This window comes from Streptomyces sp. NPDC088554, assembly GCF_044752945.1.
Taxonomy (GTDB): domain Bacteria; phylum Actinomycetota; class Actinomycetes; order Streptomycetales; family Streptomycetaceae; genus Streptomyces.
Map to the genome: position 1 here is coordinate 19,414 of NZ_JBIVMF010000011.1, position 12,837 is coordinate 32,250.

Below are 12,837 nucleotides of genomic sequence, written 5' to 3' on the forward strand. Positions count from 1 at the left end.
GCCGTGCCGAAGACCCGGTCGCGCTCCTTCCAGCGTCTCTCCGGACGGGCGTGCCCGCAATTCGTGATCGAGGCGGGGCGCCTCTCTCGGCCCCGTTAGGCTCGTGGCATGCGTCTGAGCACCGTGATTCTTCCTGTACGCCGCTGGAGCGAGGGCGGCCGCGCCGAGTGGCAGCGCGCCGAGGAGCTGGGTTTCCACACCGCGTACACCTATGACCATCTGTCCTGGCGGAGCTTTCGCGACCGGCCCTGGTTCGGCGCGGTTCCGACGCTGACGGCGGCGGCCGCGGCCACGTCCCGGATCCGCCTCGGCACCCTGGTCACCTCGCCGAACTTCCGGCATCCGGTGACCCTGGCCAAGGACCTGATCGCGCTGGACGACATCTCGGAGGGCCGGGTCACTCTGGGTATCGGCGCGGGCGGTACGGGGTTCGACGCCGTGGCGCTGGGCCAGGAGGCGTGGACACCGAAGGAGCGGGCGGACCGGTTCGCGGAGTTCGTACCGCTGCTGGACCGGTTGCTGACCGAGGGTGCCGTGACGCAGGAGGGGACCTTCTACTCCGCGGTGGAGGCGCGCGGTCTGCCGGGCTGCGCGCAGCGGCCCCGGCTGCCGTTCGCGGTGGCGGCCACCGGCCCGCGCGGGCTGCGGCTCGCGGCCCGGCATGGTCAGGCGTGGGTGACGACGGGGGATCCGAAGCTGTACGAGACGGGCACGCCGGAGGAGTCGCGGGCGGCCATTCGCGGGCAGATCGACCGGCTCGGCACAGCGTGCGCGGAGATCGGGCGCGAGGTGTCCGCGATGGAGAAGATCCTGCTGACCGGTTTCACCCCGGACCGGAGCGGGCCGATGGAGTCCCTCGACGCGTTCGTGGATTTCGCGGGCAGGCACTTCGAGCTGGGGATCACCGAGATCGTGGTCCACTCTCCGATCCCGGACTCGGAGTTCGCCGCTGACCAGCGGGTCTTCGAGCGGATCGGTACGGAGGCGCTGGCGCAGCTGCCCTCGATCTCCTGATGGTGCACTGCTCATAGGATCTTCCGGTCATCCGAATCATCATCTGGTGATGTTGAAACGCCAGTGGTGTCGAAGTCGTGCGGGTCCATAGGTTTGATCCACAGCCAACTCGGTTTATCCACAGGGCGCTTGGGGATTCTGTGGACAACCCGCCTGGTCCACCTGGGTATTTGGGAAATTCGCCCTTGTTGTGGCTGTATTGAGGTGGGCGCTTCCAAGTCCCTTGGGCCCGTTAGGTCCTCCGGCCGAGGTAGTCGACGGCCCTGCTCAACGAGCCCTCGCCTGAGGGGCGGTACGACCTGCGGAAGTAGCGGGGTATCGCCGAGCTCAATTTGCCCCAGCGGGGCAACAGCCCTTTGGCCACTGCCCTGTTGTGTTCCCGCAGTGAGTACCGCGGCCGACCCGCCAGGCGCGGATCGTGCCGGACGAGATAGGCGGCGCCCCAGGCCCACATTCACAGCGGTACGGGCGCGGTGACGCACATGGTCGCGATCCGGCGGGCGTACCGCGCCGGACCAGGGCCTCCGCAGTGTTCGTACATCTCGAACACCACGGTCCGGTGCTCCCTCCACTTCCTCCGCGCCGTGCCAGCGCGGCAGATCGAGCATCACCTTGTCGGAGCCCGCGCGGTCCAGTGCCTCCGCGCGCAGCACCCAGTCGCCGATGACCACGGTGAACTGCTCGATCGCGGCGATGAACGCCAGCCGGTGGAGCAGCCATTTCCCGGTCGGCAAGGGGATGCCCCACGGTGGCTTCTCGCCGAGCAGCCGCTCGAAGAGGAAGTCGACGTGCCGGGTGTACGCGCGGGTGTCCAGCTTCTGCTCGGCCAGATGGTCCATGACATAGGAGTGCTGCACGCTGTGGGTGGCCTCCTGGCCCATGAAACCCTTGACGTCCTGGCGGAGTTCGGGATCGCGGACCAGCGGCAGGACCTCCTTGAAGACCTTCACGAACCAGCGCTCGCCCGCGGGCAGCAGCAGATGCAGCACATGGGTGGCGGTCGGCTCGTCCGGTATCCAGTGGAGCGGGGTGCCCCGCCAGTCGAACGAGACCCGCCGCGGTGCGATGGCGTGGTGGCCCGGAGGCTCCTCCGGACCGACGCTCTCCCCGTCCGTCGGCTGTCCGGCGCTCACAGCGGCTCCACCCGGGCGAGGGCGTCGCGCAGCGCCCGTGGTGCGATCCGGGACAGCAGCCGCGCGCCGCGTGCCTCCGGAGCGACCGGTACGACGGCCTGATCGCGCACGACGGCGCGCAGGATCGCCCCGGCGACCTTCTCCGGGGGATAGCCGCGCAGGCGGTACAGCCGGGTGGTCTTCTTTCTGAGCCGTTCCTGCTCCTCGGCGCCGACGCCGGTGAAGCGCGTCGTGGAGGTGATGCCGGTGCTGACGAAGCCGGGGCAGATCGCGGAGACCCCGATGGACCGCCCGGCCAGCTCGGCCCGCAGACACTCGCTGAGCATCAGCACCGCCGCCTTGGAGGTGCTGTACGCGGGCAGCGCCTTCGAGGGCTGATAGGCCGCGGCGGAGGCGATGTTGACGATATGGCCGCCCTCGCCGCGCTCGGCCATCTGCCCGCCGAAGAGCCGGCAGCCATGGATGACGCCCCAGAGATTGACGTCCAGGACCCTCTTCCACTCCTCGGCCGTGGTGTCGAGGAACGGTCCCGACAGTCCGATCCCGGCGTTGTTGACCAGGACATCGACGACTCCGTACTCCCGGGCGACCTTCTCCGCGAGCTTCTCCATCGCCGCTCCGTCGCCGACATCGGTCTGCTCCGCCCAGGCAGCGGGGGCGCCGATCAGCCGGGCCAGCTCGGCGGTCCTCGCGGCGCCCTCCAGATCCAGATCGACCGCCACGATCCGCGCGCCCGCCTCGGCGAACGCGAAGGCGGTGGCCCGGCCGATACCGTCGGCCGCGCCCGTGACCAGGACCAGCTGTCCGCCGAAGCGTTCGGTGTACGGGCCGCTCGGCGCGTCCGCCCCGGCCGGGCGTCCGCCGCTCTCGTGGCCGGTGACGAACTCATCGATCCAGGCGGCTACTTGGTCGGGCCGGGTACGCGGTATCCAGTGCTTGGCGGGCACCGAGCGGCGTACCAGCTCCGGAACCCACTGGTCCAGATCGTCGTAGAGCCGCTCAGACAGGAACGCGTCGCCGGTCGGAATGATCAGCTGGACCGGGGCGTGCGCACGGGCGTCGGTACGCGGACGGCGCAGCCGGGAACGGACGTTGTCCCGGTAGAGCCACGCCCCGTGTGCCGCGTCCTGGGGCAGGGAGGGTGTCGGATAGGCCCCGGCGGGCAGCTTCTCGCTCCGCCGCAGGAACTTCGGCCACCAGGCGGCGAGAGGGCCGCGCCAGGCCAGCTCGGGCAGCACGGGCGTATGCAGCAGACAGACGTACCAGGACTTGGCGCCCTGCCCGAGAAGCTGCCCCGCCCGGCGCGGGGTCGGCCGGGTGGCCCGCCGCTTGATCCAGTGGCCCAGATGGTCCAGGGACGGCCCCGACATCGAGGTGAACGAGGCGATCCTGCCCTCGGTCCGCGCCACGGTGACAAACTCCCAGCCCTGTACGGAACCCCAGTCGTGGCCGACCAGATGGACCGGCCGGCCGGGGCTCACCGCGTCGGCGACCGCCAGGAAGTCGTCCGTCAGCTTCTCCAACGTGAAGCCGCCGCGCAGCGGGACCGGAGCGGTGGACCCGCCATGGCCCCGCACGTCGTACAGCACTACGTGGAAACGCTCCGCGAGCCGTTCGGCGACCGCCGACCAGACCTCCTTGCTGTCCGGATAGCCGTGCACGAGCAGCACGGTGGGCCGCTCGGGATCGCCCAGCTCGGCGACGCTCAGCTCGACACCGCCCGTGCGGATCCTGCGCTCGCGCGCCCCCGCGCCGTCGGCCCGCTGTCCTTCCGTACTCATCCGGTCTCCGTCCAACGCCGCACATGCGGCAGATCGTCATCCAGCCAGAACGCGCTCTGCACAGGGTCCTTGGAGTCGGTCACCACCAACATCTCCTCGAACTTGGCGCCCGTACACCGGAATCCGAGATGTGGCTCGACCGCCCACAGCCCCGGGGTGGGCGGGTGGTCGGAGAACGCGTACGGGCTCCACAGCGGTGACCAGCCATCGCGGTGACCGCGCAGCGCGTCGCTCGCCAGCCCCTTGAGCGCCTGGGTGCCGAAGCCGAACACCTGGGGCGACCAACGGCGGTCCTTCACACGGCCGATCCTGTGGGCGATGAGGCCGAAGGGATACGCCCGGTGCCGGTTGGCATACCCCTGGCGCACCATCAGCCGGTCCACGTCCGCGTAGATCTCCCGCAACGAGCGCCGCTCGCGCACCTCCCGCAGGATCAGCTCACGGTGTGCCCCGAGATCGGTGAGGAGCTTGTCGTGCAGCGGATTTCGTCCCAGACAGCCCGAGTAGCCGACATCGGCGGAGAATCCGCCGTGGACCGGCGCCAGATCGAGGATGTACGGCATGCCCTCCGCCAGCCGCCGACCGGTGGGAAAGAACTGGAGCGGTATCCGGAAACCGGCGAACGCCGTCCGGTCGCCGAACCAGGCGAAGGGCAGATGGAACCAGTCGCGCACGCCACGCTCTCGTAGCCACTCACGCTGCATCCGCGCCGCCTCGCGCTCCGTCATTCCCGGTCTCAGCCGTTCGGCGACGGCCTGAGCGCAGGCGTAAGCCAGCCGTTGGACCTCTCTGAACCCCCGTAACTCCGCGGCCTGTTCGCCGCTCGGCCCGTACCGCGAGCCGATGCTTCCCGACATCATGGCGCCCTCCATCCGTGTGCGCTCCGTGTTCGCACGGTGACACCCGACGAATGTGGCAACGCCCGGCGGCTGCGTCAAGCGCCGGTCCCCGCCTGTGGATAAAGCCCTCCGCCCCTGCCTGTGGATAACTCGGGGGTCCGCGGACGGCTCCGCTAATTTGGAACGGCGGCGGGTGATCCCTTACGTACCCCTTACGGGTCCCTACATCTGGAGGCTGACATGGATACGACCGCCAGGGCTGACGACCTCTGTGGCGCGCGCCACTACCGTCGAACCTGTGACTGTGATCGTGACCGAACGCCTGACCATGCGGTTCCCCCGGGTGACCGCGCTCGACCGGCTCTCTCTGGATATCGGCCCCGGTGTGACCGGCCTGGTGGGCGCCAACGGGGCCGGCAAGTCCACCATGATCAAGATCTTGCTTGGGCTCTCCCCCGCCACGGAAGGCCGGGCCTCGGTGCTCGGCCTCGACGTCGCCACCAGCGGCGCCGCCATCCGTGAGCGGGTCGGGTACATGCCCGAGCACGACTGCCTGCCGCCCGACGTCTCGGCCACCGAGTTTGTCGTACATATGGCGCGCATGTCCGGGCTCCCGCCGACCGCGGCCCGTGAGCGGACCGCAGACACCCTGCGCCATGTCGGGCTGTACGAGGAGCGGTACCGCCCCATCGGCGGTTACTCCACCGGCATGAAGCAGCGCGTCAAGCTCGCGCAGGCGCTGGTCCACGACCCCCAGCTGGTCCTTCTCGACGAGCCGACCAACGGCCTCGACCCGGTCGGGCGCGACGAGATGCTCGGCCTGATCCGGCGCGTCTACACCGACTTCGGCATCTCGGTCCTGGTCACCTCGCACCTTCTGGGCGAGTTGGAGCGCACCTGTGACCACATCGTCGTCATCGACGGCGGCACTCTGCTGCGCTCCAGTTCCACCAGCGACTTCACCCAGACGACCACGACCCTCGCGGTCGAGGTCACCGACACGGACACCCACCCCGACGGCACACAGGCGCTGCGCGAGGCCCTCATCGCGGCCGGGGTCACGATCCACGAGGGCAGGGAGGAGGGCCTGCCGGGCGCGGGCCACATCCTGCTGATCGAGGCCAAGGGCGAGGAGATGTACGACACCGTGCGCGACACCGTCGCCGGTCTCGGCCTGGGCCTCGTACGGATGGAACAGCGCCGCCACCACATCGCGGAGGTCTTCCGCCCGCGCCAGGCCGAAACGGCCGGTGGGAACGGCCCGGCCGACGAGATCCGGGGCGGCGACGACACGCACTACGCACCACAGAAGGGAGGCGCCCGCGATGAGCACTGAGATCCAGCCCAGCGCCGGCACCGGGGCCGATCCCCACGCCAGCCGTATCCACAACATCGGCTACCGCACCTATGAAGGGGCGCGCCTCGGCCGCGCCTACGCCCGACGCTCCCTCTACTCGCAGTCCCTGCGCGGCGCTTACGGGCTCGGCCGCTCGGCCAAGTCCAAGGTTCTTCCGATGATCCTCTTCGCGGTGATGTGCCTGCCCGCGGCGATTATCGTCGCGGTCGCGGTCGCGACCGACCTCAAGAAGCTGCCGCTCGACTACACGCGCTACGCGATCTTCACCCAGGCCGTGATCGGTCTCTATCTGGCCTCGCAGGCCCCGCAGTCCGTCTCCCGCGATCTGCGCTTCAAGACCGTCCCTCTCTACTTCTCGCGTCCGATCGAGCGGATCGACTACGTCCTCGCGAAGTACGGGGCGATGGCCTCGGCGCTCTTCGTGCTGACCGGTGTGCCGCTCGTGATCCTCTACCTCGGCTCGCTGCTGGCCACGATGGACTTCGCCGAGCAGACCAAGGGATTCGGTCAGGGGCTCGTGTCGATCGCGCTGCTCTCACTGCTCTTCGGCGGGCTCGGTCTGGTGATGGCCGCGCTCACCCCGCGCCGGGGCTTCGGTGTCGCCGCGGTGATCGCCACCCTGACGATTTCCTACGGAGCGGTCTCCACCGTCCAGGCCATCGCCTGGAGTTCGGGCTCCCCGGGGGCGGTCAAGTTGTTCGGACTCTTCTCGCCGATCACACTTATCGACGGGGTGCAGACCGCCTTTCTGGGCGCCGATTCCTCCTTCCCCGGTGGGGTGGGACCCTCGGCCGGGGTGGGCGTGGTCTATCTGCTCGTCGTTCTCGCGCTGATCGCCGGCTCGTACGCCGTCCTCATGCGCCGCTACCGGAAGGTCGGGCTGTGACCACCATCCACATCGATCACACCTCGCGCTGGTTCGGCAATGTGGTGGCCGTCAACGACATCACCATGTCGGTGGGCCCGGGAGTCACCGGACTGCTCGGTCCGAACGGCGCGGGCAAGTCGACGCTCATCAATATGATGGCCGGCTTCCTCGCGCCCTCCACGGGCACGGTCACCCTCGACGGCCAGCCGATCTGGCGCAACGAGTCCGTCTATCGGCAGATCGGCATCGTGCCCGAACGGGAAGCGATGTACGACTTCCTGACGGGTCTGGAGTTCGTCGTCGCCAACGCCGAACTGCACGGCCTGGGCGCGAAGGCGGCCCGCGCGGCGCTCGCCACGGTCGAGATGGAGTATGCGCAGGACCGCAAGATCGAGACGTACAGCAAGGGCATGCGCCAGCGCGTGAAGATGGCCTCCGCACTGGTCCACGACCCGTCCGTGCTGCTGCTGGACGAGCCGTTCAACGGCATGGACCCGCGCCAGCGTATGCAGCTGATGGAACTGCTGCGGAGCATGGGAGCCTCGGGCCGTACCGTTCTCTTCTCCTCCCACATCCTGGAGGAGGTCGAGCAACTCGCCTCGCACATCGAGGTGATCGTGGCCGGGCGCCATGCCGCCTCGGGCGACTTCCGCAAGATCCGCCGACTGATGACCGACCGGCCGCACCGCTATCTCGTACGGTCCAGCGACGACCGCGCGCTGGCCGCCGCGCTGATCGCGGACCCGTCGACGGCCGGTATCGAGGTGGACCTCACCGAGGGCGCGCTGCGTATCCAGGCGGTCGACTTCGGCCGGTTCACCGAACTGCTGCCGCGGGTCGCCCGCGAGCACTCCATCAGGCTGCTCACGGTCTCGCCCTCGGACGAGTCCCTGGAATCGGTCTTCTCCTATCTCGTAGCGGCCTGAGCGGCCTGAAAGGAGCTGTGACGTCATGTACAACCCCACAGTCGCCCGGCTCACCTACCGGGCCCTGCTCGGCAGGCGCCGGGCCGCGATCCTCTTCGTGCTGCCCGCGCTGCTGATCGCCATCGCGGCTGCCATCCGCTTCTTCAACGGGGCGGACGACCAGATCGCGTCGGACGTGCTGGGCGGCTTCGCCCTCGCCACGATGGTGCCGCTGATCGGAGTGATCGCGGGGACGGGCGCGATCGGGCCGGAGATCGACGACGGCTCGATCGTCTATCTGCTCTCCAAGCCGGTGAACCGGTCGACGATCATCTTCACCAAACTGATTGTGGCCATCGCCGTGACCATGGCGTTCTCCGCGATCCCGACCTTCGTCGCCGGGTGGATCCTCAACGGCAACGGCCAGCAGATCGCCATCGCCTACACCGTGGCCGCGCTGGTCGCCTCCATCGCGTACAGCGCGCTCTTCCTGCTGCTCGGTACGGTCAGCCGGCACGCGGTGGTCATCGGCCTTGTCTACGCGCTGGTCTGGGAGACGCTCTTCGGCAGCCTGGTGGCGGGCGCGCGGACGCTCAGCGTCCAGCAGTGGTCGCTGGCCATCGCCCACAAGATCAGTGGGGATGGCGTCATCACCTCGGACGTCGGGCTGCCGCTGGCGGTGGTCCTGCTGATCGGCGTTCCGGTGGTGGCGACCTGGTACGCGGGACAGAAGCTGCGGACGCTGAAGCTCGCGGGCGAGGAGTGAGCGGGGAGGGCCCCGGCGGGGAGAAGCGAGCCGGGAGCCCGGGCCTCGGCGGCATGAGCCCGCGGGTCCGAGCGACCGGAAGCCCCCGTCCGGGTGCTCGGGCTCCAGCGGCCGGGGCCCGCAGATCGTATGGCGGATATTCAGTGGCGCCGAACAGCCCTGCCGGGCACAGTAGTCGTGGCGGAAACGCCACAGACCGGGAGCGGAGCACGGCGATGACCGGGAGTTCGAGTCCGTCGAGTTCCCAGCAGGGCGGCACCGCGTAGGCACCGGGGAAGCCATCGCCTCTCCGCGCAGCCGCCGGCGCGCCGCCCGGGGGCGGCCGCTTCGAGCGCGCATTCGCGCGGGCCGCCCCTCCCGGACCCTCCACCCGGCAGACCCGCGCTCAGAACACGCTTTCGCCGAGCAGCAGCCGCTCCAGCACCACCGCGATGCCGTCGTCCTCGTTCGACGCGGTGACCCCGTCGGCCACGGCCTTCAGCTCTTCGTGGGCGTTGGCCATCGCCACGCCGTGCCGGGCCCAGCCGAACATCGGGATGTCGTTCGGCATGTCGCCGAACGCGATCGTGTCCGCAGCCTTGACCCCGAGCCGGCGCGCCGCCAGCGAGAGGCCGGTGGCCTTCGTCAGGCCGAGGGGCAGGATCTCCACGACCCCGGGCCCGGCCATGACCACGTCCACCAGCCCGCCGGCCGCTGCCCGCGCCGCCTGTGCCAGCGCGTCGTCGTCCAGCTCAGGGTGCTGGACATAGACCTTGTTGATCGGAGCGGACCACAGCTCCGTCCGGTCGGTCACGGACTCGGCCGGCAACGGGCCCTCCTGCAACCGGAACCCGGCGCCGACCAGCACCTTGCCCTCGAGCCCGTCCCGGCCCACGGCCAGGCTCAGCGGGCCCACCTCGCGCTCGATCTTGGCGAGCGCCAGCCCGGCCAGCTGCCGGTCCAGGGTGAGCGAGGTCAGCAGCCGGTGCTCGCCCGCGTGATAGACCTGCGCGCCCTGGCCGCACACCGCGATGCCCTCGTACCCGAGGTCGTCGAGGATGTGCCGCGTCCAGGGCACGGCCCGGCCCGTGACGATGATGTGCGCGGCGCCCGCCTCGGTCACCGCGGCGAGCGCCTCACGGGTCCGCCCCGAGACCGTGTGGTCCTCGCGCAGCAGCGTGCCGTCGAGATCCGTGGCGACGAGCTTGTACGGGAACGCCGCAGCCGCAGCCGGGGCCGAAGCGGGTGACGGCACGGACGGCGCCGTGGGCGCGGAGACGGGATCCGTGGTCACTTGGCGATCGGCTCCAGCACCTCACGGCCGCCCAGGTAGGGCCGCAGCACCTCGGGCACCAGGACCGAGCCGTCGGCCTGCTGGTGGTTCTCCAGGAGCGCCACGATCGTGCGCGGTACGGCGCAGAGCGTGCCGTTCAGCGTCGAGAGCGGCTTGACCTGCTTGCCGTCCCGCATCCGGACCGAGAGCCGCCGGGCCTGGAAGCTGTCGCAGTTGGAGGCCGACGTCAGCTCGCGGTACTTGCCCTGCGTCGGGATCCACGCCTCGCAGTCGAACTTGCGCGAGGCGGAGGCGCCCAGATCGCCCGTGGCCACATCGATGACCTGGAAGGGCAGCCCGAGGGCCGTGAGCCACTGCTTCTCCCACTCCAGCAGCCGCTGGTGCTCGGCCTCGGCCTCGGCCGGGTCGACGTACGAGAACATCTCGACCTTGTCGAACTGGTGGACCCGGAAGATGCCGCGGGTGTCCTTGCCGTACGTCCCGGCCTCGCGGCGGAAGCAGGGCGAGAAGCCCGCGTACCGCAGGGGCAGCTTGCCGGCGTCGATGATCTCGTCCATGTGGTAAGCGGCGAGGGGGACCTCCGACGTACCGACCAGGTAGTAGTCGTCCTTCTCCAGGTGGTACACGTTCTCCGCGGCCTGGCCGAGGAAGCCCGTGCCCTCCATGGCGCGCGGGCGGACCAGCGCCGGGGTGAGCATCGGGATGAAACCGGCCTCGGTGGACTGCGCGATGGCCGCGTTGACCAGGGCCAGCTCCAGCAGCGCGCCGACGCCCGTCAGGTAGTAGAAACGCGAGCCGGACACCTTGGCGCCGCGCTCGACGTCGATGGCGCCCAGCGCCTCGCCCAGCTCCAGATGGTCCTTGGGCTCGAAGCCCTCGGCTGCGAAGTCGCGGATGGTGCCGTGCGTCTCCAGGACGACGAAGTCCTCCTCGCCGCCCACCGGGACGTCGGAGTGAACGACGTTGCCGAGCTGGAGGAGCAGCCGCTTGGCCTCTTCGTCCGCCTCGTGCTGCTCGGCGTCGGCCGCCTTGACGTCGGACTTCAGCTGCTCCGCCTTCTTGAGCAGCTCGGCCCGCTCCTCGGCGGATGCCTTGGGGATCAGCTTGCCGAGCGCCTTCTGCTCGGAACGCAGCTCGTCGAAGCGGACGCCGGACGACCTGCGCCGTTCATCGGCGGAGAGCAGGGCGTCGACAAGCGCGACGTCCTCTCCACGGGCGCGCTGGGAGGCGCGAACACGGTCGGGGTCCTCACGGAGCAGGCGAAGGTCAATCACCCCACCAGGCTACCGGTGTGCGCCGACACCGCCCCACTCGATATCCGTGGGCGTGTCCGTTTGTCCGTATTGCCGGAATTGGGGAAGCTGTCGGGAAATCCCTCGCCCGTCATCCACTGTTCCGCTCACGTTCCGCTCGTCACCCGTCAATAAAGGTGTCGCAATTCCCTGGAACGAGGCATTCCGGGGGTGTTGCCTTGACTCATCCCCCTTATGGGGAAGGGGACTTGAGGGATGCAGGCGGCCCGCCGGGGCGAGGTTGTCCACAGAAAGAAGGCGCGCGCCGAAAGTTATCCACAGGTTGTGCGGGAGATCTGTGGATCGTGGAATTGGCGGTCCCGGGTGTAGTCGTAAGCTCTGGTGAATTCCTTCCTCAAACCCGCTTCGTGCACTCATTCGGGTGGGGTTCGGGTGTGAATTGCTCGCCCTCGTGGGGTGATCATTGAAATCGAGGGGCCCCGAACGCCCCGGAAACCTGTGGATGAGGGCGGGGAGGTGGGGGTGATTTGTCGACTGTGTGGGTTTGGCCTGTCGACTTGTCCCCAGGTCGAGACGGAAGCCTGTGGATAACCATGGGATCTATCCACAGGGCCGCCGGGATCGGAGCGGGTGCCCCTCGGAACCAGCCCGGCACCGGCCAGGAACCGGCCGCCAGGAACCGGCCGCCAGGAACCGCCCCCGGTCAGGCGCGCCCGTCCTGGCTGCGCGCGAGCCACTCCGCCGCCTCGATGAACGCCTCGTCCGAGGTCCCGGGCCGCAGCTCCCCTACATCGGCCGCCGTCACCCCGGCCCTCGGGTACGAACCGAGGAACCGTACCTGGGGGCAGATCCGCTTCAGACCCATCAGGGCCTCGGCCAGCCGCCGGTCCGCGATATGGCCCTCGGCGTCCACGGCGAAGCAGTAATTACCGATGCCCGCACCGGTCGGCCGCGACTGGATCAGCATCAGGTTGACCCCGCGCACCGCGAACTCCTGGAGCAGTTCGAGCAGCGCGCCCGGCCGGTCGTCGCCCAGCCAGATGACCACCGAGGTCTTGTCCGCGCCGGTCGGCGCGGAGGGGCGCGCGGGCCTGCCCACCAGCACGAAGCGCGTCTCCGCGTTCTGCGCGTCGTGGATCTCGGTCACCAGCGGTACGAGCCCGTACGTCGCCGCCGCGAACTCGCCCGCGAAGGCCGCGTCGAACCGGCCCTCCTGCACCAGCCGCGCCCCGTCCGCGTTCGAGGCCGCCGACTCCCACAGGGCGTCCGGCAGATGGGCCCGCAGCCAGTTGCGCACCTGCGGCTGGGCGACCGGATGGCCGGTCACCGTCTTCACGTCGGACAGCGCGGTCCCCGGCCGTACGAGCAGGGCGAAGGTGATCGGCAGCAGCACCTCGCGGTAGATCGTCAGCGGCTCACCGGTGGCCAGCTCGTCGAGGGTCGCGGTGACGCCGCCCTCCACCGAGTTCTCGATCGGTACGAGGGCGGCCGCGGCCTCTCCGTTCCGTACGGCGTCGAGGGCCGCGGGGACGGACACCATCGGGACGAGTTCCCTGGTGGCGGCTTCGGGGAGCGTACGGAGAGCGGCTTCCGTGAAGGTGCCCTCGGGGCCGAGATAGGTGTAGCGCGTGGCCGACATACGGTCAGC

10 protein-coding genes and 1 pseudogene are annotated in these 12,837 nt (G+C 69.6%); 5 read left to right on the forward strand and 6 right to left on the reverse strand.

The window, feature by feature from the left end; translation table 11 throughout:
* Positions 1-108 precede the first annotated feature (108 nt).
* The gene (locus ACIP8W_RS14705) at positions 109-1,014 is read left to right on the forward strand and encodes an LLM class flavin-dependent oxidoreductase (RefSeq protein ID WP_402149113.1); all 906 of its coding nucleotides are present in this window, start codon (positions 109-111) and stop codon (positions 1,012-1,014) included.
* A 232-nt stretch (positions 1,015-1,246) separates the two neighbouring features.
* Here the strand turns inward: ACIP8W_RS14705 and ACIP8W_RS14710 are convergent.
* The 3 genes and pseudogenes from ACIP8W_RS14710 to ACIP8W_RS14720 all read right to left on the reverse strand — a co-directional run bounded on the left by ACIP8W_RS14710 (position 1,247) and on the right by ACIP8W_RS14720 (position 4,785).
* Positions 1,247-2,081: pseudogene (locus ACIP8W_RS14710) on the reverse strand (metal-dependent hydrolase).
* Between the two features lie 62 nt (positions 2,082-2,143).
* On the reverse strand, positions 2,144-3,928 hold the full coding sequence (locus ACIP8W_RS14715) for an SDR family oxidoreductase (RefSeq protein WP_401955020.1): 1,785 nt from the start codon (positions 3,926-3,928) through the stop codon (positions 2,144-2,146).
* Positions 3,925-4,785, reverse strand: a complete 861-nt coding sequence (locus ACIP8W_RS14720) for a M24 family metallopeptidase (RefSeq protein ID WP_401955319.1) — start codon at positions 4,783-4,785, stop codon at positions 3,925-3,927. Before ACIP8W_RS14720 ends, ACIP8W_RS14715 begins: the two co-directional genes overlap by 4 nt.
* A 310-nt stretch (positions 4,786-5,095) precedes the next feature.
* Between ACIP8W_RS14720 and ACIP8W_RS14725 the strand changes: the two genes are divergently transcribed.
* Genes ACIP8W_RS14725 through ACIP8W_RS14740 form a run of 4 tightly spaced genes read left to right on the forward strand, consistent with a single transcriptional unit; the run spans position 5,096 to position 8,663 of the window.
* Positions 5,096-6,103: an ABC transporter ATP-binding protein gene (locus ACIP8W_RS14725; protein WP_401955321.1), complete on the forward strand. Its 1,008-nt coding sequence runs from the start codon at positions 5,096-5,098 to the stop codon at positions 6,101-6,103.
* Entirely contained in the window at positions 6,093-7,010 is a 918-nt protein-coding gene (locus ACIP8W_RS14730; RefSeq protein ID WP_401955022.1) for an ABC transporter permease, read from the forward strand. The genes ACIP8W_RS14725 and ACIP8W_RS14730 overlap by 11 nt, the downstream gene beginning before the upstream one ends.
* A complete protein-coding gene (locus ACIP8W_RS14735; protein ID WP_402149117.1) occupies positions 7,007-7,918 on the forward strand; it encodes an ABC transporter ATP-binding protein in 912 nt (303 codons plus the stop codon). The genes ACIP8W_RS14730 and ACIP8W_RS14735 overlap by 4 nt, the downstream gene beginning before the upstream one ends.
* A 25-nt stretch (positions 7,919-7,943) precedes the next feature.
* The gene (locus ACIP8W_RS14740) at positions 7,944-8,663 is read left to right on the forward strand and encodes an ABC transporter permease (RefSeq protein WP_401955026.1); all 720 of its coding nucleotides are present in this window, start codon (positions 7,944-7,946) and stop codon (positions 8,661-8,663) included.
* A 385-nt stretch (positions 8,664-9,048) separates the two neighbouring features.
* Here the strand turns inward: ACIP8W_RS14740 and ACIP8W_RS14745 are convergent, their stop codons facing one another.
* From ACIP8W_RS14745 to pheA, 3 genes are all read right to left on the reverse strand, one after another.
* On the reverse strand, positions 9,049-9,897 hold the full coding sequence (locus ACIP8W_RS14745; protein ID WP_402203326.1) for an HAD family hydrolase: 849 nt from the start codon (positions 9,895-9,897) through the stop codon (positions 9,049-9,051).
* Between the two features lie 35 nt (positions 9,898-9,932).
* On the reverse strand, positions 9,933-11,210 hold the full coding sequence (serS, locus tag ACIP8W_RS14750; RefSeq protein ID WP_402203198.1) for a serine--tRNA ligase: 1,278 nt from the start codon (positions 11,208-11,210) through the stop codon (positions 9,933-9,935).
* A gap of 682 nt (positions 11,211-11,892) precedes the next feature.
* Positions 11,893-12,828, reverse strand: coding sequence for a prephenate dehydratase (gene pheA, locus ACIP8W_RS14755; RefSeq protein WP_401955030.1), 936 nt, complete (start codon positions 12,826-12,828; stop codon positions 11,893-11,895).
* Between the last annotated feature and the right edge of the window lie 9 nt (positions 12,829-12,837).